Annotated in this window: 15 protein-coding genes and 1 tRNA gene; 10 read left to right on the top strand and 6 right to left on the bottom strand. The window is 54.3% G+C overall.

The window, feature by feature from the left end; all coding sequences use genetic code 11:
- Positions 1-54 precede the first annotated feature (54 nt).
- The 4 genes from G491_RS0105105 (at position 55) to G491_RS0105090 (ending at position 3,398) form a co-directional block, all read left to right on the top strand.
- Positions 55-987: a MauE/DoxX family redox-associated membrane protein gene (locus tag G491_RS0105105; RefSeq protein WP_028313816.1), complete on the top strand. Its 933-nt coding sequence runs from the start codon at positions 55-57 to the stop codon at positions 985-987.
- On the top strand, positions 984-2,129 hold the full coding sequence (locus G491_RS0105100) for a tetratricopeptide repeat protein (protein ID WP_028313815.1): 1,146 nt from the start codon (positions 984-986) through the stop codon (positions 2,127-2,129). Before G491_RS0105105 ends, G491_RS0105100 begins: the two co-directional genes overlap by 4 nt.
- 170 nt (positions 2,130-2,299) lie before the next feature.
- The gene (locus G491_RS0105095; protein ID WP_012609342.1) at positions 2,300-2,494 is read left to right on the top strand and encodes a YgaP family membrane protein; all 195 of its coding nucleotides are present in this window, start codon (positions 2,300-2,302) and stop codon (positions 2,492-2,494) included.
- Positions 2,495-2,519: 25 nt separating this feature from the next.
- The gene (locus G491_RS0105090; protein ID WP_028313814.1) at positions 2,520-3,398 is read left to right on the top strand and encodes a HEAT repeat domain-containing protein; all 879 of its coding nucleotides are present in this window, start codon (positions 2,520-2,522) and stop codon (positions 3,396-3,398) included.
- Positions 3,399-3,452: 54 nt separating this feature from the next.
- Here the strand turns inward: G491_RS0105090 and G491_RS33380 are convergent, their stop codons facing one another.
- The 5 genes from G491_RS33380 to rsgA form a co-directional block, all read right to left on the bottom strand.
- Positions 3,453-5,444 (bottom strand): ATP-binding protein, encoded by a 1,992-nt coding sequence (locus G491_RS33380; RefSeq protein ID WP_051327044.1) that lies wholly within the window; start codon positions 5,442-5,444, stop codon positions 3,453-3,455.
- Between the two features lie 58 nt (positions 5,445-5,502).
- Entirely contained in the window at positions 5,503-6,528 is a 1,026-nt protein-coding gene (locus G491_RS0105080; protein WP_028313813.1) for an ABC transporter substrate-binding protein, read from the bottom strand.
- Positions 6,529-6,744: 216 nt separating this feature from the next.
- The gene (locus tag G491_RS0105075) at positions 6,745-7,761 is read right to left on the bottom strand and encodes a TRAP transporter substrate-binding protein (protein ID WP_136360542.1); all 1,017 of its coding nucleotides are present in this window, start codon (positions 7,759-7,761) and stop codon (positions 6,745-6,747) included.
- Between the two features lie 435 nt (positions 7,762-8,196).
- On the bottom strand, positions 8,197-9,870 hold the full coding sequence (locus G491_RS0105070) for an FAD-dependent oxidoreductase (protein ID WP_028313811.1): 1,674 nt from the start codon (positions 9,868-9,870) through the stop codon (positions 8,197-8,199).
- Between the two features lie 563 nt (positions 9,871-10,433).
- The gene (gene rsgA / locus G491_RS0105060; RefSeq protein ID WP_051327043.1) at positions 10,434-11,516 is read right to left on the bottom strand and encodes a ribosome small subunit-dependent GTPase A; all 1,083 of its coding nucleotides are present in this window, start codon (positions 11,514-11,516) and stop codon (positions 10,434-10,436) included.
- Between the two features lie 571 nt (positions 11,517-12,087).
- Here rsgA and G491_RS0105055 point away from each other — a divergent pair.
- A complete protein-coding gene (locus tag G491_RS0105055) occupies positions 12,088-12,588 on the top strand; it encodes a deoxycytidylate deaminase (RefSeq protein ID WP_028313808.1) in 501 nt (166 codons plus the stop codon).
- Positions 12,589-13,554: 966 nt separating this feature from the next.
- Here the strand turns inward: G491_RS0105055 and G491_RS34855 are convergent.
- The gene (locus G491_RS34855) at positions 13,555-13,653 is read right to left on the bottom strand and encodes a 30S ribosomal protein bS22 (protein WP_073474648.1); all 99 of its coding nucleotides are present in this window, start codon (positions 13,651-13,653) and stop codon (positions 13,555-13,557) included.
- A gap of 239 nt (positions 13,654-13,892) precedes the next feature.
- Between G491_RS34855 and G491_RS0105045 the strand changes: the two genes are divergently transcribed.
- The 5 genes from G491_RS0105045 (at position 13,893) to G491_RS0105025 (ending at position 17,792) form a co-directional block, all read left to right on the top strand.
- Complete coding sequence (locus G491_RS0105045) at positions 13,893-14,570, top strand: adenylate kinase (RefSeq protein WP_028313807.1); 678 nt, start codon at positions 13,893-13,895, stop codon at positions 14,568-14,570.
- A gap of 205 nt (positions 14,571-14,775) precedes the next feature.
- Positions 14,776-14,988, top strand: coding sequence for a 30S ribosomal protein S21 (gene rpsU, locus G491_RS0105040; protein WP_012609352.1), 213 nt, complete (start codon positions 14,776-14,778; stop codon positions 14,986-14,988).
- Positions 14,989-15,084: 96 nt separating this feature from the next.
- Positions 15,085-16,419 (top strand): bifunctional folylpolyglutamate synthase/dihydrofolate synthase, encoded by a 1,335-nt coding sequence (locus G491_RS0105035; protein ID WP_028313806.1) that lies wholly within the window; start codon positions 15,085-15,087, stop codon positions 16,417-16,419.
- Between the two features lie 48 nt (positions 16,420-16,467).
- Positions 16,468-16,543, top strand: a tRNA-Arg gene (locus tag G491_RS0105030).
- Between the two features lie 241 nt (positions 16,544-16,784).
- Positions 16,785-17,792 carry a DUF3187 family protein gene (locus tag G491_RS0105025; RefSeq protein WP_169829388.1) on the top strand — a complete coding sequence of 336 codons (1,008 nt, stop codon included), beginning with the start codon at positions 16,785-16,787 and terminating at the stop codon, positions 17,790-17,792.
- Positions 17,793-18,030: the final 238 nt, after the last annotated feature.

Here is an 18,030-nt window from a genome sequence, read left to right as displayed (position 1 = left end):
CACGTATCAAGGTGGCTGCGATGCAGGTTCAGGGAACAGGAGGATAAATCCAGTATGACCCACAGGCCGAAAAAATCTTTCCCAAGCATTCCACCCTATATATCAAAAGGCTCGGCGTTGGTTTTGGGCCTGATTTTTGTTGCCGGGGGCGCCGCCAAGGTTGTGGATATGAACGAAGCCGTCCGCCAGGCGGGCGGTTACGCCATCGTCAGCGACAGGACCATGCTTTTGTTTTTAGTATGGGCGCTTACGGCCGCGGAGTTTGCGGTGGGCGCAGCCTTAATCATCCGTTACCGGGTTCGATTGGCGCTGGTTGGCGCAACGGCCATGCTGGCGGTTTTTTTGGTTGCTCTCGGTTGGGCCTGGGGGACCGGGGTTACACAGGATTGCGGATGCTTCGGCCAATGGGCTTCCCGATCCCCGGGGCAGGCGTTTATCGAGGATTTGGCGCTGCTTTTGCTGCTTGTTTTGGCCTGGTTTCATGGAGATTACAAAAAAAGCCTCGCCAAGTTGACGATAGTGATCGCGGCGTTGCCGCTATCCCTATGGCTGCCCTTTGCTTTCGGTTTTAGCTTTGACTCGGTGATCCTCCCGGGGGGGGAAGGCCCGCCCATCGAACCCTTGACTGTTCTAAGCGGAGAAACCGTGGATTGGTCAGCCTCTCCGTACCTTGTTGAACTGATGAGCACGGATTGCCTGCACTGCCAGGAATCCGTCATGGACGTGAATATTTTAGGGGATTCCCCAGGAATGCCGCCGATCTTGGCTTTCACTTACGACTCGCAAGAGGCGGTCGCCTCATTTCAGGAAAAGTATTTTCCCGAGTATCCAATCCTTCGAATTCCCGAAGACCATTTCTGGCGCTTGGTGGGCGCCGGGTCATCGCCCAGGTTTCTGTTGGTCTTCCAGGGCCATGTGATGCACGCCTGGGAGGAAAGGCCGCCTGATGCCCAGGAGGTTTTGAACGTACTGGAGGCCCGGCAATGAATTTTTTGTCTTTGGATATCATTTTGACAGCGTTTCCCGCTGCTTCCTGCCTGTTTTTTTTGATTCAATGCTTCAGGATCGCCATCACAGCCAAGCCCATCGTTTTATCCAGCCGCAGGCATTTTTCCTTTATCGCCATTCCGGTCATGGTTATGGTGGGCGTCTCCATGTACAAGATTACGGTCATTCCCGGCTACATTCCGGAGCGCGTGTATTTTGTCATCGCCGCCGTGTTTTTCGCCGTCTGCGCGGGCGTGATTTTTAGGCGCGGGGATTGGTACTACATGTTCGCAGCGGATAAAAAGGCGCTTTTCACCGCTCTAAGGCAAAGCCTGCTTGGTTGGGAAATCCAATTTGAAGAAAATAAGGCCCCGGAAGGAGAGGGCTCGGAGCATCTGACGGAATTCGTCCTGGAGGACGTACCGGCCCGGCTGAGGGTGTCGGTGTATGAGGGGCAGGATATGGCTCAGATCGGGGCGGTTCCCTCGGACAACAGGCTTTTGGGCTGCTTGATGTCGGACCTGAAAAAGCAAGCCTCCCAACTGGGCGGGAGCAGGGGAGTATCCGGCTTTCTCATTACGGCCTGCATTCTTTCCGGCCTGGCGAGCTATTGGACGTACACCAATATTCATTCCATGGACGACGCCTGGTTTGCGGAAAAAGGGCGCACATATCTGGAAATGAAAAAGTACCACGCAGCCATCTCCACATTTGATGCAGCCCTGGAAAAGAATTCGGCCAACGTTGAGGCCCTTCGTTGGCGCGGCAAGACTTACGGGGAGACAGGCAGGGAAGACCTGGCCCTGGCGGACTGGCAAAAAGCCCTGGACCTGGACCCGAACAATAGCGATATAATGGCTCATGCGGCGCGCATTTTGTTTTTATCCCAGGATCAAGGCCAAAAAAGCCGGGCCATGACGCTGGCCCGAAAGGCCGTCAATTTGCAGCCGGACAATGTTTTTGTTTTGGATACCCTGGCCTGGATTTTGGCGGGCATGGGCGAGTTTGAAGAGGCGGTGGAGCATCAGGAGAAGGTCCTGGTGATTCTGGGCCGGAAAAAGGCGGACTCTGCTTTGATGCAGAGAGTCACCGCCAGGCTGAACGCCTACAAGCTGGGCAAACCAGCCCCGGCGCAGCCCTGACGCGTTAACGCCGCCAACGGAAAATTTGATCTCGGCCGGAAAGGCGTTATTGTTATAAAAGGCAAGGCGACAATAGTCCGGCGGAGACGTCTGACACGATAATATTATTTGAAGAGAAGGCCCATTGCCATTGCCGTCAGGCTTTGGGCCTGTCTGATGGGAGGTGCGTTATGACGATGGAACACATGATTCGACTTATTGCGGGAACAATGATCCTGCTTTCCATATTTTTAACTTTGATTCACAGCCCCTATTGGCTGCTTTTGACCGGTTTTGTGGGAGCGAACCTCCTGCAAAGCGCCTTTACCAAATGGTGCCTGATGGAAGACATCCTGACCAAGCTGGGAGTCGACAAGGGGTGTTGAAACCAGAGTAACAGGAGGCGACTGAATGGCCAAGGTGATCCTGTTGCAGCCTCGCCAGAGGCTGCTGGAAAGGGCTCGCAATTATGTGGACTCCCCGGACCTGTTCGCTGAAAATATGCAGCGGGCGGTCCGGGAGCTCATCAAAGCCCTGCCCGTCGCCGACGGCCCCCTCCGCCATAAGATCATGATTCTCCTGGCCGGTTACGCCAAAGACCAGGCGGTCGAGCCCTTGTACGATATTCTTAAAGACGAAGACCAGCCTCCCAGGACCAGGCATTACGCCGCGGTTCAATTATGCGCCGTCCTGCCTTTTGTAAAGGACGCGCAATCGGTTATTGATTTGCTGGAAAAAGATCTTGTCTGCCCGGATCCAAACCTGAGACGGTACGCCACAACCGCCATGGGCTGGCAATGCAAAACCCCGACCTTTGTTTTGCTGACCCGGCGCTTGTACGACGACGACCTGGGCGTGCGGCTGGCCGCGGTCAACTCACTCTGCAATTGCGGGGACGCCAGGGCTTTGCCTTTGCTTCTGGAGCGTTTGGAAGAGGCTCCTTTGGAGGAAAAACGGGCCATTTTGTTCAACTTGTGGAGGCTGGAAAGGCCGGAGCTCCAGCTTTCCCACATTTACAAAAAATACCTTGCGGACCAAGCTCCGGAATTGCGCCTGGCCGCCCTGGCCTTGCTGACTTTCTCCCACAGGGATCAAGAGTCCCATCTGCTTATAAAACCCTGCCTTTCGGACGAGGACCACAGGGTGCGCAGGCTCGCCTTGGAACGGCTCATGGACTGCGACCTCAAAACCCTTGGCGCCTTTGAGCAGGAAATCCGCCGACTACTGAATGACTCCAATATGGATATCAAACGAAGCGCCTTGAACGCCTTAAAAATGTTGGAAAATTAGTCGGGTCCGCTGCATGAACAAACAGGGCGGGCTTTGGCGAAGCGGCGAAAAAGACTATTTGCCGGACTGTTCAATGGGCAGCTGGACGATAAATTTGGCGCCTTTTCCCGGCGAGGACTCCACCCTCATGCTGCCATGATGGTTGTTGACCACAATAAAATAAGCCACGAACAAGCCAAGGCCGGTTCCTTCCCCCACTTCCTTTGTGGTGAAAAAGGGCTCAAAAATTTTCGAGCGAATTTCCTCCGGCACTCCCGGGCCGTTGTCCTCCACTTCAATATCCACCATGTCGCCGTTCCGGTGCAATCCCAAGCGAATTTCAGGATTTATGCTCTTCGAGCTTCCGTTGATCATGGCCTGGGCCGCGTTTTTAAACAAGTTTAGCATGACTTGCTGAATTTTGCCGGCCTCGCACATGACCTCCGGCAGGGAGTCCTCATAGTCGCGCATGATTTTTATGCTGCGGAAATCGTATTTCTTTTTCAGGTCATAGTCGCTGGCAGCGAGCTCCAGGGTTTTATCCGTCAGTTCTGCGAGGCTTCGCCGCTCAGGCTGGGATCGATTCATGCGGCTGAACGAAAGCATGTTATCCACAATGGCGGAAGCGCGTTCGCCCGAGTCTCGTATCAAGGATAACAAACGCATGATTTCCCTGGCTTCCAGGTAGGCGTTGACGGCTTCCATGCTTGTGTTGCATTTTTCGGCGACAGCTTTGTTTTTGGGCAACTCCGTGGACAATCGATTTATAACCACCTGCATGTTTTGGAGAATGCCGGCCAGGGGGTTGTTGATTTCATGCGCCACGCCTGCGGCAAGCCCTCCGACTGACAGCATTTTTTCCGACTGGATGATGATTTCGTCCATGGCCACCCGTTCCGACACGTCGTCCACCCGGATGACGGCGCCGCTCCGCCGCCCGGATACAAGGGGAAAAAGGGTGATGTCTGCATGGATCTCCTTGCCGTGGATTTCAAGAGGCTGTTTTTCCGACTTAAAGGGCTTGCCCTCCTTGATCGTCCCTTTGGCCTTTTTCAACCAGGGGCGAAGGGCCGGAAGAAGATCCTGTAAATATTGGCCTTTGGCCTGGGCCATGTTGAGATTAATCTGCCGCTCAGCCTCCGAGTTCCAATGGGTAATCCTCCCATCCGAGTCAATGCCCACAAGCATGGATGGCATGGAGTTGATGATGCTTTCCAGCATGTCCTGCAATTCTTTTAGCTGTGCGTTTCTTTCGCGAACTTCCTGCTCAGCCGCCTGGCGGTCTTTCAACTCCCGGTTGATTTTTCTGAAGGCCTTGGCCAGGCGGATTTTCATATCCCCAAAGGCCGCCCATAACCTGCCCACTTCGTCGTTCTTGTTGGGAGTATCCCACATTGTTTCCTGGAGGATGCCTTTGCTGAAGTCCGTTTTTTCCAGGACATTGACTTGTTTGACAAGGTCCGCAAGGGGGCGGGCGATGCGGTTGAGCGTTGTAAAAGCATTTAACACAGTGATGAACACCATGAATCCGCCGAAAAGCAGCAGGACGTATATGCTGCGGGTGCGCAGTTCGTTGAGTTTTTGCGAGGCCTCCGTGGTTATGCGGAAAACATGCGTCAAAATTCGCTGAGAGCAAATTTGCATCTGATCTGACAACAGCCTTTTGGAGAATTTAAAGCGTTTGCTTTCCTCCTCGCTAATGGCTTTCGGATCCATGGCTTTGAGGGCCTGAATTTCTATGTTTAGCTTGTTGTAATGGTTTTTAAGCATATCCAGGTTGTTGCGCACCCGGGTCATGGGGTCTGAGTCTTCATGGCGGTTTAGGGAGTCCATGATGTCGTTAAACTGGTAACGCCACTGCTTTTCGGACCTTTGGTCATGCTTCATAAGGTACTCGTGGGTGAGAGCGTTTAATGTACTGGTTTTATGAAGCAATTCATTGGCGTAATTGTATGTGGCGATTTGCTTTTTCATGGATTGGGAAAAACTTAAAAGAAGAACGAACAACAGGCATACAAGGACAACGGAAGCCGCTGCATTATATCGCAATCTGGTGGATATTTTCATTCCCGGCTCCTTAGAGCAAATCCGAAACTGGAGATGGTTGGCATTTTTTTTGAGGGAGTCATCCTTGTTGCCTGACGATGGTCACCGCTTGGGGATCTATTTCTTCTAAGGGGGCGCAATATACGAATCGGGTGAAATCCGGAATAAGCCTGTCGTCCTTATAGCGATTCGCAATCATCCAGGCCGCCTCGTTTTCCATGGTCATAAGCAGCACCTGATCCAGCGAAAGCCTGAAGCTCGTTTCTTTCCAAAACAAGGTGAGAGGCTCCTGATCCATGTTAATCAGTTTGCCTAATTCCTTTTGCGCCTGCGCCGGCTGATCATTCATGAAAGCTGTGGTTCTTTTTAATGCGAGTATTATTTTTTTCAGGACGTTAGGACTCTTGGCGGCAAAATCCTTTGTAGAGGCCGTGCAAATGGAAATCCGATAAACGCTTGATGAGGGGACTTTCACAGCGCTGCCCTGATTGTCCTTTAAAGCCGTGTATGCATGGGGCTCCCATATGGAAACAGCCTGCATTTCTCCTGAATTTAACAGGGCAGAGGCATTTTGCGGCTTAATGGGCTGAGCGTTGACCTCTTGCGGCAAAATGCGGTTGTAAGCCAGCAAGGAATCCAAAAAAAGTTGTGAAATAGTGCCGGGAACGAAACCGACAGTCTTGCCTTTCAGGTCGGAAGCGGTCTTTACGCCAAGATCTTGACGAGCAATTACTTTTACCCCCTCATAGCTGGTCGTGAAGGTGCAAAATATGAAAAAATCGTCCCTGCTAAAACTGTTGGCCACCACCGGGGTGGTGGCCACTATACTCACGTCCGCCTCGCCTCGCAGCATGGCCTCAAAAGCCGTCTTTCCGCTGGAGTATGCGTCCTCGTAAGCCACGTCCAGGCCTGCTTCAGCAAACAATCCCCTGCTCTGGGCCAACAGGACCGGAGCGGTGATAATGCCTTTTGGGACGGCAAGGCGCACTTTTTCCATGATTTCAGGCGCGTCTCCGGCCCTTTCTTTCGTTTGAGACGCCCAATACGCCCCAAAGCCTATGGCCAACACCGCGAAAACCAATACCAATTGCCTGATGATCGACATGGCGTTTCCCTTGCATGTATCTAAATACGTTCACTAATAGGGCGTAAAATATGCAAAATTCAGGCCACGCCATGGAAAGACGGCGGCTTGAAAAGGAACGGCGAATCTGCGGCTGCAATGGCTTTCGCCCCGATTCCGCTGTTAAGGGAAACGCGGAATCAGGGCGGTGTATGGTCGGAAGATTATATTAAAGGCGTGAAGCCATGGCGCGAAAGGCTACTTGGCGCGAAAATCCTCCAGGTGCTCCAGCAACTCTTCCAGAAGTTCTCCGGTGTCCGGGGAATCCAGGCTTTCCTGCCAAATGGTGACGGCGTTCTTCCGGATCGCCTCCATCTCTTCCGGGCTTACGGGCATCTCCTTAAGGCCGTATTCTTTCATGGCTTCCAGGCTCTTTATGTTATCCGAACGCACCCCGGCGACAAAGCGCTTAACCACGTCGGCGCGGATTTTGTAATAGTGCTCCTTATAGGGCTCGGGCATGGATGACCATGTTTTCCAGTCCACGGCGATCATGGCCGGGGCGTAGCGCAACTTGTAAGGACTCACGTACTTGATGGAGGAGTAAAGCTGGGTGCCCAGGATCCAGGCCGCGGAAGCGGTGATGGCGTCGCCCACTCCCTGACGCAGGGCCGGGGGCGCTTCGGGCATGTTCACGGAAATGGGGCTGGCGCCCAGGCTTTTGTACAGCCTTTCCTCCACATCGCCGAACCACGACAGGATTTTGGCGTCCTTGTAATCCTGGAGCTTGCTCATGTCATACTTGGTGGAATAGATGGAGCAAATGTCCTCGTCAATCCAGGCGATGCACATATACCCGTTTTTCTTTGCGATTTCATCAAACTCCTCGCTCATTTCCTGCTTGATGTAATCCACCTCGTCGTAATTGTTGAACAAGAAGGGCAGGGTGACCACTTCCATCTCCGGCACGGCGATGAGGACGCCCTGGCCGGACCAGCCTGCGCCCTGCAGCTGGCCGATGCGCATTTTGGAGACGAAATCCTCGTCATCGCCCATGACGCCGCCCCAGTAGACCTTGACTTCCAGCGTGCCCTGAGTGGCTTCCTCCACCGCCGGGATGACGATGTTTTTAATTTGCTTGGCCCAGCCGATTCCGTCCGGAGCGATGGTTCCGAATTTCCAGCGGTCCTTCCATTCTTCGGCGCCGGCCGGCATGGCTAACAGGACGGAAAAAAGCGCGGCCCATACAATCAGTAAACATGCTTGTTTTTTCACCACAATCACCTCTCGTTTAGCTTGGTTCTCAGCGTTTTTCCTGGCTTGCCCCCCCGTCAAGTCGTTAGAAACAGGGCGATTGACTAAACAAACAGCCAAGGAGTTTCCCTTGCCGCCATTTTATATGAGGATGGCTTTTTGCTTCATGTCCGGCTTGATGGAGGGTTCGGGTCTAAGGCCTGAGTCCGTTTCTTTGTCCCACCCATTTTCGGCAAAGAGGAAAGAACTCACCCCGGGAGTATGCATCAAACGGCATGCTTGCAGGTTGGCGTATAAGTCGGCGTCCGCCGTCCCGCGTCCTCAATAAAATGGTAAAAAGCGAATTGTTACGATCCAAGAAATGCAGGCGGGCCGGAATGGTCCGCTCAAGTTGTTGCGTCCGGACTGACGGGCCAAGCCTGTCAGCCCGGAGGCATTATAACACATTATAAAAATTTATGCGTCTGCGTCGGCGGCCCAGTAGGACAAAATGCCGCCGGAAACGGTTTTTGCGTTATAGCCGTGCTGCGTCAAAATGCGCTCCGCAAAATAAGCGCGCTGGCTTACGTAGCAGTATGCCCAGATTTCCTTGTCCTTGGGAAGGGAATCCAGGTTTTTTCTTAAAGAGTCCAAAGGCATGTTGATGGCGCCTTCGGCGAATCCCGTGGCGTATTCCTCGGGATCCCGGACGTCTATGAGGATTCCGTCGAAATTCTCCAGGTCGGGCCAATGGACGATTTTAGACACGCCTTTAAGCACGTTGGCCGCGATCATGCCCGCCATGTTCACCGGGTCCTTGGCCGAGCCGTACTGGGGAGCGTAGCATAATTCCGCTTCCTCCAGGTCGTAAACCGTGGCGCCCATCTGGATGGCCATGGCCACCACGTCGATGCGTTTTTCCACGCCGGCCAGACCGACCGCCTGAGCGCCCAAAACTCTGCCGTCCTCTTTGGCGAAAATGAGTTTGAAGGAAATTTGCTGAGCGCCGGGATAATAAGTGGCGTTGCTGAAAGGATGGCTGTACACCTTTTCATACTCGATGACCTTGCCGTCCTTGGCCATGAGGCCCAGGCTTTTTTCCGTCTCGCCCGTGCACGCAACGGTCATGCCCAATACGCCGCAGACCGCCGTGCCCTGCACTCCGCGGAAAGGCTTGGGCCTATCCGGGTTCAAAATGACGTCGGCCACCAGCCTGCCCTGCCTGTTGGCCGGGCCGGCCAGGGGAATCAGACGCTTGCCGCCCATGACGTAGCCTTCCACTTCCACGGCGTCGCCCACCGCGAATATGTTGGGATCGTTGGTGTGCATGAATCCGTCCACCGCAATGCCGCCGCGAGGGCCCAGATCCAGGCCGGCGGCTTTGGCAAGCCCGGTCTCGGGCCTGACGCCGATAGCCATGATCACGATGTCGGCGGCGATCTGCTCGCCCGAAGCCAGATTCACCAATGGCTTGCCGTCGGGACCGTTTTCAAAGCTCTGGACCGCCGAACCCAGGTACAAATCCACCCGCATGGAATCCAGGTGCTCGTTGACCATGGTGGCCATTTCCTTGTCCAGCACAGGCATGACGTGCTCGGCCATTTCAATGACCGAAACCTGCATGCCGATGTGGTGCAGGTTTTCCGCCATTTCCAGGCCGATGAATCCGCCGCCCACCACCACGGCGCTCTTGGCTTCGCCGTTCCCGGTCATTTCCTTGATGGCCCGGATGTCGGGAATGTTCCGCACCGTAAACACGGCCGGATGATCGATGCCCGGCAAGGGCGGCCGCAAAGGCGCTGCGCCCGGGGACAGGACCAGGTAATCGTAGGTCTCGTCGTAGGTTTCGCCCGTGGTCATTTTGCGAATGGTGACGGTCTTGTTTTCCCGGTCGATCTTGGTGACTTCGCACTGAATGCGCACGTCGATGGCAAAGCGGTCCCGGAATATTTCCGGGGAGGCCACCAGCAGATCCTCTTCTTCCTTGATGACTTCGCCCACGTGATAGGGCAGGCCGCAGTTGGCGAAGGACACAAAAGGCCCCCGCTCGATCATTATGATTTCCGCTTCTTCTGAAAGCCTGCGGGAGCGCGCAGCGCAGGATGCGCCGCCGGCGACTCCGCCGACAATAACTATTTTTGGGGTGTTCATTGTGTATTACTCCTCCTGAAATTAGCAAATACAACCCGAGTCTCGTTACCACGGTCAGCGCGGCGTATCAACACCCGGCGGCGTACAAGCCGGTTTTTAGTTCAGGATTTGGAAATACTTTCAGATTAACTGTCAGGATGCTGAAAAAAGTGAGGTATGCTGGGGCCAGAAGAGCGGCTTCCCTGCATGCCGGCCGCTTAAAATGGCAAAAATTGAAAACCCGGACAAAGCCGCCAGTCTTTTTGGCCGGGCTCGCCCTGCACATGGGTAGGGCGACCGAGTTCCTATGTGGGCGCAGCGAGCGGCATCGCCCCATACAGGCGTGAAAAATGGGCGGACCGAGGTCGGTATTCAGGCCGATTAAGCCTGTCATCCTCGCGAACGCGGGGACCCAGCGTCCTCGCTGATTTAACGATCAAGGACGCTGGATTCCCGAAAACTACGCTCGGGAATGACAAACCTTTTCAATTCCACGCGCGCAGCGCCATTAAAAAGTTTGCCGCCGGAGGCAGTTTTTTTGCAGTTTGAAAACGCTCCAATTTTCTCAAAAGCCAGGCCAGGCCTTATCTGATGCGCGGCCTTTTTTTGTTTTTAAATTGCTTTTGATAGATGGCGATTTCCTTCCAGCGCTCCTTTTCCACCCGGTTGGCGGATTTTTCCTGGCGCTGGTTCAAGAATTCCAGCTCCTTCTGCATTTTCAGATAATTCTGCAAGCGGGCCGGTTTGAGCACGCCGATCTCCACGGCTTCGCGAACCCGGCAGCCGGGTTCGTGCTCGTGGGTGCAGTCCGTGTAATGGCATTCCTTGGCCAAAGCCTGGATGTCCGGGAAGGCGTCGTCGATGCCGCCTGCGTTGTCCCACAGGGCGATTTCACGGATGCCTGGGTTGTCCAGGATCATGCCGGCGCCGGGTATGGGAATGATATCCCGGGTCGTGGTGGTGTGCACGCCTTTGCCTACGGCTTCGCTCACCTCCTTGGCGGCCCGGACCTCCGCGCCTGACAACTGGTTGACCAGGGTGGATTTCCCCGCTCCTGACGAGCCCAACAGGGCCGCGGTCTGGCCTGGAGGCAGGAATTGCCGGAGGACTTCCACGCCTTGGCCGGACTTGGCGGAAACCGTAAACACCGGCACGCCGAAGGCCACGGACTCCACCTCGGCCGCGCAGTCCAGGGGCGCGGGATGCAAATCCGCCTTGTTCAGGATCACCACCGGGCTGCATCCGCAGTTGTATATCAGCGTAAGATACCGTTCGATGCGCCGGACGTTATAATCCCGATCCAGGCCGCAAACGATGAACACCGTATCCAGATTGGCGGCGATCACCTGCCCCCGAACCGCTGATTCGGCCCGGCCGTGTCGCGCGCCCGAGGCGCCTCGTGAGAGGGCGTTTCTCCTTGGCAAAACGTGTGCGATGATCGTATCTCGGATTAAAACCCAGTCTCCGGCTGCGGGAAACAGGCTGTCCGGGCTGTCGTCATGATACAGCCTGCCCGCGGCGGTCGCCAGGATTTCCCGGTCGCCGTCATGCACGATAAAGGCGTTTTTTCTGACCCCAATAATCCGGGCCGGGGTCAGGTTGGGGTCGTCAAAGCTATATGCGTTATTTTCAAAAAAGCCGTTCCAGCCCAAATTTTCCAAACTCATGACATTATCCTCCATGTCATACATCGTGCGCCAAGATAAAATGGCGTCTTAAAATACTTGAATATCAACAGGATAAATAAAACAAGTCGGAGGATGCAGCTATAGAGCGGTATTGCGCTGTCAAGACAAGGGCAGGAGGATTTAACTCCTGCACGGGATGTTTTTCCGGCCGAGGCCGGTCTTGTGCAATAAACCGCCTAAGGCTGCATGCCTGCAAGGGCGGCGGTCACAAGATCCATTTGCATACTATTGAACAAAAAACCTCCATAAGCGCGGGGAGCGCCATGGTTGAGTAATATTAGGGGACAAAGGGCGTCCCTGAAGGCCGTGCAATAGCAGGATGGGCGGCCGCTTGTCAACCGTTGCCGGGCAACGGCGGCCGGAAATTTTTTGCAGGCAGGCGTATATGCAATATTCTCCGTTGCTTGAGTTTCTTAAAACGGTGTGTTAAAGTGAGATTCCCTTTTGGAAAACCAAATGGGTTCCTTTTAAAAGCGCACGGATTAATGGCGGCCGCCCTGTGCGGGCCTTGGGCCGATTTTTTAATTTTTCAATTAAAATCAAGGGTGTTATGAGCGAAAAAAGACGAGACTATCTGACCTGGGATGAATATTTCATGGGCGTGGCCTGTCTGTCGGCCCAGCGAAGCAAGGACCCCAACACCCAAGTGGGCGCCTGCGTGGTGAATCGCAAGAAGAAGATTGTGGGGATCGGATACAACGGCTTTCCCACCGGCTGCTCGGACGACGAACTGCCCTGGGCCCGGGAGGGCGGCGCCCTGGACACCAAATACGCCTATGTCTGCCATGCAGAACTGAACGCCATCCTGAACAGCATCGTGTCGGACCTGGAGGGCTGCACCCTGTATGTGGCCTTGTTTCCCTGCAACGAATGCGCAAAAATCATCATTCAGTCCGGAATCAAGGAAATCGTCTATCTTTCGGACAAGTACGCGGAAACGGACATCGTGAGGGCCTCCAAGACCATGCTGGAAATGGCGGGCGTCAAATGGCGGAAGCTTTCCGACTGCCGGGAGTCCGTCACCGTCCGCTTGTCCGAGGATTGCGTGTGATTGGCGATTTGAGAGACCTATTCGAAAAAAAAGAGGCTGCGGCAAGCCGCTTTTTGGGTTGGGAGACCCACTCCCTACCCCCAACGCATAGGCGTATTAAAGACCTGCAGAGGCGCCCATCGCTGTAACGGCTTCATTCGTAGTGTAGTTGCAGGCCCCCGGCGCCTGCCAAGGAACGCGCTCCGCGCGTTCCAAAGCACAGCAAGCTGTGCGCCTATATTGTTTCATAAAACCAACTATCTTGAATTATACAGGATATTCGTGGGTAGCCCGGGCAGAGCAGTATCCTGCCCGGGTGCGAAGCACATGCAGTTCAAACCTATACCGTCAACAGAATTCCTATCAAAAGGAAGGCCTCCCCAACACCCGGCCCTTGTTCCCATGCTTCGCGTGGGAATGCATATATAAGTATTAGAAATTAATTCAATTTCAAGGCGTTGAGAACTCAGTTTACAACCTCAAGAAATCAACCTCACCCCGCACTTTTCGCCCGCCGGCCGTGCCCGATTCAACAACCTTTCCCGGCCGCGCCTTTTGTTCTTTTGAACCCAGGCATGGTACTGCTGTGCCTGGGCCACCACAAAATTGGGGCAACCTGTCGCAAGGCCCCAACGGGGAGCCGCCGCTTCAGCATGATTTTAGCCGTTGGACGTTTCCTGCTTTTTTAACTTCTCTAATCGCAAGTTGGCAAAGGAGGCCAATCCCCGGAATCCAATAGGAATTCGGCGCACGGCCCTTTAAACGCAAAAAGGCGCACCAGACCGGTATTAATTGGTCGGTTGCGCCTTTTGTGGATTCTTTTAGCGAATAGGGCGGTAAAAAAACCCGCATCCCCCATGGAGTGACGGCGCCTGGATTGGTCAGGCGTCCTATGGACCCTAATGCCGTGCTCTTGGGGAAACGGGTGAAAAAGGATGGGCCAGGGACGCGAGCGCGCCTTTTCCCATCCTTTACACCAAATATAATTTACTTGCCCTTTCTCCTCTGGTGCCGGGTACGGGCAAGGAGTTTGCGGTGTTTATGCTTGCGCATTTTCTTTCTACGTTTTTTAATGACGCTTCCCAATGGATCACCTCCTCTAGAAGTTAATCTTTACAAAAGAGGCTTTATATCCCCTATGCTCCGGCTTGTCAAGAACGCCCCGGAGGATTTTTTAACGAAAAACAAAAAAACTTGGGCCTCTAAAGTCATTCTCGCCTTGACAATAAAAGTCCATTTCATTAGAAAAATTTGCTGGATCAATTTGTGAAGTTATTCACGGCGACAATTCAGCCGCCTAAACCCATGAAAGGAGTTTTACCAAGATGAGAATACTGTTTTTTGGCCCCAACGGCAGCGGCAAGGGCACCCAGGGCTCTATCGTAAAGGGTAAGTACAACATTCCGCACATTGAATCCGGAGCTATCTTCCGCGAAAATATTTCCAAGGGCACTGAAATCGGCAAGAAAGCCAAGGAATACATCGACAGGGGCGACCTGGTTCCTGACGAAATCACCATCCCCATGATCCTGGGCCGTCTCCAGGCTGACGACTGCGGCAACGGCTGGCTGCTGGACGGATTCCCCCGCAGCAAGGAACAGGCCATCAAACTGGACGAAGCCCTGAAGGAAGCCGGCATGGCTCTGGACGTTGTCATCGAGATGATCCTGGACCGCCAGATCGCCAAGAACCGCATCATGGGCCGCAGGCTTTGCGAAAACGACAACAACCATCCCAACAATATTTTCATCGACGCCATCAAGCCCGATGGAGACAAATGCCGCGTGTGCGGCGGCGCCCTGAGCGCCCGCTCCGACGATCAGGATGAAGACGCCATCGATAAGCGCCACAACATCTATTACGACACCGACACCGGCACACTGGCCTCCGCTTACTATTTCAAAGCCATCGCCGAAAAAGACGGCTCCCTGAAATACGTCACCCTGAACGGCGAACCCAGCGTTCCCGAAGTGACCGAAGAGCTGGTCGGCAAACTGGGATAAGCAGGTTTTTCAGGGATTTTTCCCTAACTGACGGGAGCGATTCGGCCCGTTCCTAATAAAATGGGCTGGGCGGAAGCATCGCGCCCGAAAAAACGGCCCCGGCCATCCTGGGCCCGCCCTTTTTTGTTGTTTTCAATCTAGCGCCGTGCTATGGCGCTCAGACTGATAATCTCCATATGAAAGGGGGTTGAGAGTCTTGGGAAACGTGAAGGATCTTGAGGTCAAAGTCTTTGACAATGACCTGGAAAAGGCCATGCGCGTTTTGAAGAAAAAAATTCAAAATGACGGGCTTTTCCGCAGGCTTAAAATGAAAAAAGCCTATGAAAAGCCCAGCGAAAGCCGCCGGCGCAAGCAGCGCGAGTCGGTCAGGCGTCTTCGCTCCGCAGCCAGAAAGGCCCGGTCCAGGGGCCGCCGCTAAACCTGCGACGCCAAGTGCAGCACACTCAAGCAGGGGCCTTGCGCCCCTGCTTTTTTTTGTTGGCGGACTTAAAAAAAGTTAATCGGATATTGAGTAATGACAGACATTAATGCATTCAATCAGGCCATGGAAGAGTTATTCTCCCTGGGCCGCTTCGGCATCAAGCTGGGCTTGGAAACCATTTCGGCCATGCTGAAAGGCATCGGCGATCCCCATCTGCGCATCCAATGCATCCACATAGCCGGAACCAACGGAAAAGGCTCCGTGGCCCAGAATACGGCGTCCATCCTCCAGGCCGCCGGATACAAGGTGGGGGTGTACACCTCGCCCCATCTGGTGCACATCAACGAACGCTTCACGGTTAACGGCAGGCCCATTTCGGATGACGAGGTGCTGGAGGCTTATCAGGCCGTCAAAAGCGTGTCCGGACTGGAGCGGCACGCCACCTTTTTCGAGTACACCACGGCCATGGCCCTGTATGCGTTCGATAAAGCCGGCGTGGATTACGCGGTCATGGAAACCGGCATGGGCGGACGCCTGGACGCCACCAACGTGCTGAAGCCGGAACTCTGCATTATTACCAACATATCCGTGGAGCACGAAATGTATCTGGGCAATACCATCGCCCAGATCGCGTACGAAAAAGCCGGGATCATCAAACCGGGCGTCCCCGTGGTCACGGGCGTGCGCCAGCCCGACGCCATCAAGGCCGTGGAAAAGGCCGCCGCGGAGAACGAGGCGCCCCTGTATCGCATGGGCAAAGATTTCAAAACCCGCCGCCTGCAGGGCGGGGGCTTTAATTTCTACGGTCAGGATCACGCCTGGAAAGGCCTGCAATGCCGCCTGAAGGGCGAGTACCAGATTCCCAACGCCTCCCTGGCCCTGGCCGGCTGCCAGGCGCTCACGAAAAGGGGCGCCAAGATTACGGAAGAGCAGGCCAAGGCCGGCCTGGAGCAGGTCAAATGGCCCGGCCGTCTGGAAACCATCCAAAAATCCCCCATGGTGATTTTGGACGGCGCCCACAACCTGGCAGCCATGAAGGTCTTGACCAAATACCTGGCCGAAACTTTTGCAGATCGGGACGTCACGGTCATCACCGGTTTTTTGGACGACAAGCCGTACAAGAAAATGCTGCCCATGCTGGAAGCCCTGGCCGCCAAGATCATCATCACCCGCCCCAAAATAGGCCGGGCTGTTGAGACCAAAGAGCTGACGCCCCTGATCCGCAACAAAAAGGACCGGTTCGTGGAAAAGCCCAGCGTGGAAGAAGCCGTAAAATACGCCCTGGAAAACGCCAGGGATACGGATGTGATCGTCGTGGCAGGCTCCCTTTACATCGTGGGGGAAGCGCGTCAGACCTTGCAGGACATGGGGCTGATCCAGGATGAATCATTCAGCTCCCTTTCCCCGCGAAATCTGGGGCCGGGTTGATTTTCCGCTTGATTTTCAAGGCTTCCTGACATATATAACCCCTTTCACGCGCCCGTAGCTCAGTGGATAGAGCGCCAGTCTCCGGAACTGGAAGTCGTAGGTTCGACTCCTACCGGGCGCGCCATTTTTCTCCTTTTTGTAAGATCTAATTCAACAATCCCGCTAAATAGTAATTTTACTGCAAACTGCTGCAGCGTTTTGATCTATCCATCAAAACTTTGTTTTTCTTGCCTGGAATCGTCTTCACAGTATATTAATAAAGCATGTTAACCTATCGGAATATATACAAAGGACGCCCCCTTCTTTTTCATTTTGCCGCCATTGCTGCCGCGCTTTTTCTTACCCTTTGCCCGGTTAAGACGGCTTTGGCCGGCCAAAGCTCAGATCCGGAAGAAACTGAATATTCTCAAAAAACTGAAGCGACGCCAAGCAAACGCCTCAAACCCTGGGCCGGCCCCAACGTGGGCTACGGCCTGCTCCGCATGCCCTCCCAGTCGCCGTTTCAATCCCTGCGTCTGGCGTTGCTGCCCCGCACCCCCAGCACCCTGGACGTGCATAGCTGGGAATTCCGGCTGACTCAAACCTTGGCCAACACCTGGGTGAACGAGCCCAATAAATATTTCATGGATTACGAAACTCTGCACAGCACGGCTTCGGTTTCCAGACGCTTCCACGAGATTTTGTTTGAGTTTTCCTTTGAAGAACAGCGCATGCTGAACGGCATGCTGGACGGATTCATTAAAAATTTTCACGACGCCCTGAATCTGGACCAGGATGGCCGGGACAAGGCCGCCTACGGCGAGGTGAACGTGGACGTCTGGACTCCCGACGGCAGGGAGAAAATAGCCTGGGAGGGCGGCAAAGGCGCCTTTTCCCAGAACATAGCCCTGGTCATGCAGCATAACCTGACCCCCGGCGGAAAGGTCTGGCCCGCCTTTTCCTATTCCTTGTCTTTTCGGTATGATATCTGGAACGCCTTTGACATGGAGCGGGATTTTCCCGTGGACATGGGCGTTTCGTTTTCCCTGGCCAAAAAGATGGGCCGGTTTCATGGCTACCTGGTACCCGGATTTTTCTGGTACGGGTCCACGCGTATGGAAACCATCGAATTCAAACGCACCCAAACCTCCTTCCTGGCCGGCCTGGAATGGAGCTTCCACGAGTCCGCCTCCCTTTTGGTGCAATACCTTTATTCCGAAGGATCGTGTAAAAATCTTTGGGGATTCAAGGAGCCTTCCCACGAAGTCACCCTGGGCTTTAAAGGCCGCCTGACCAGACGCCTGGTTTGGGAATTGGGAATCCTGGAAAACATCATCGCCTACGACAACAGCCCGGATTTCGGCCTGCATTGGGGGTTGACGTTTCGGATTTAGAGAATGCTTCTTGGAAAGTCTTTTCTTCGCTGATCCTCATATCGCTGTAGGCGCTTGAAAATATGACGCTGGGTTCCCGTTTCCGGAATTATGTCATGATGGTTACGAACTGCAGCAATCATCCCGCCATAATCCCTCCACGGGAATGACGAACAGAGGCGAAGGACCGAGCAAGGATTAGCTATGGACGCCCGAGCGGCAGAAGCGGTTCAAAGCACAGCCAGTTGTGCGGTAACAA

The sequence above is a fragment of the Desulfatibacillum aliphaticivorans DSM 15576 genome, from assembly GCF_000429905.1.
Taxonomy (GTDB): domain Bacteria; phylum Desulfobacterota; class Desulfobacteria; order Desulfobacterales; family Desulfatibacillaceae; genus Desulfatibacillum; species Desulfatibacillum aliphaticivorans.
This window is presented reverse-complemented; position numbering and strand designations above follow the sequence as displayed.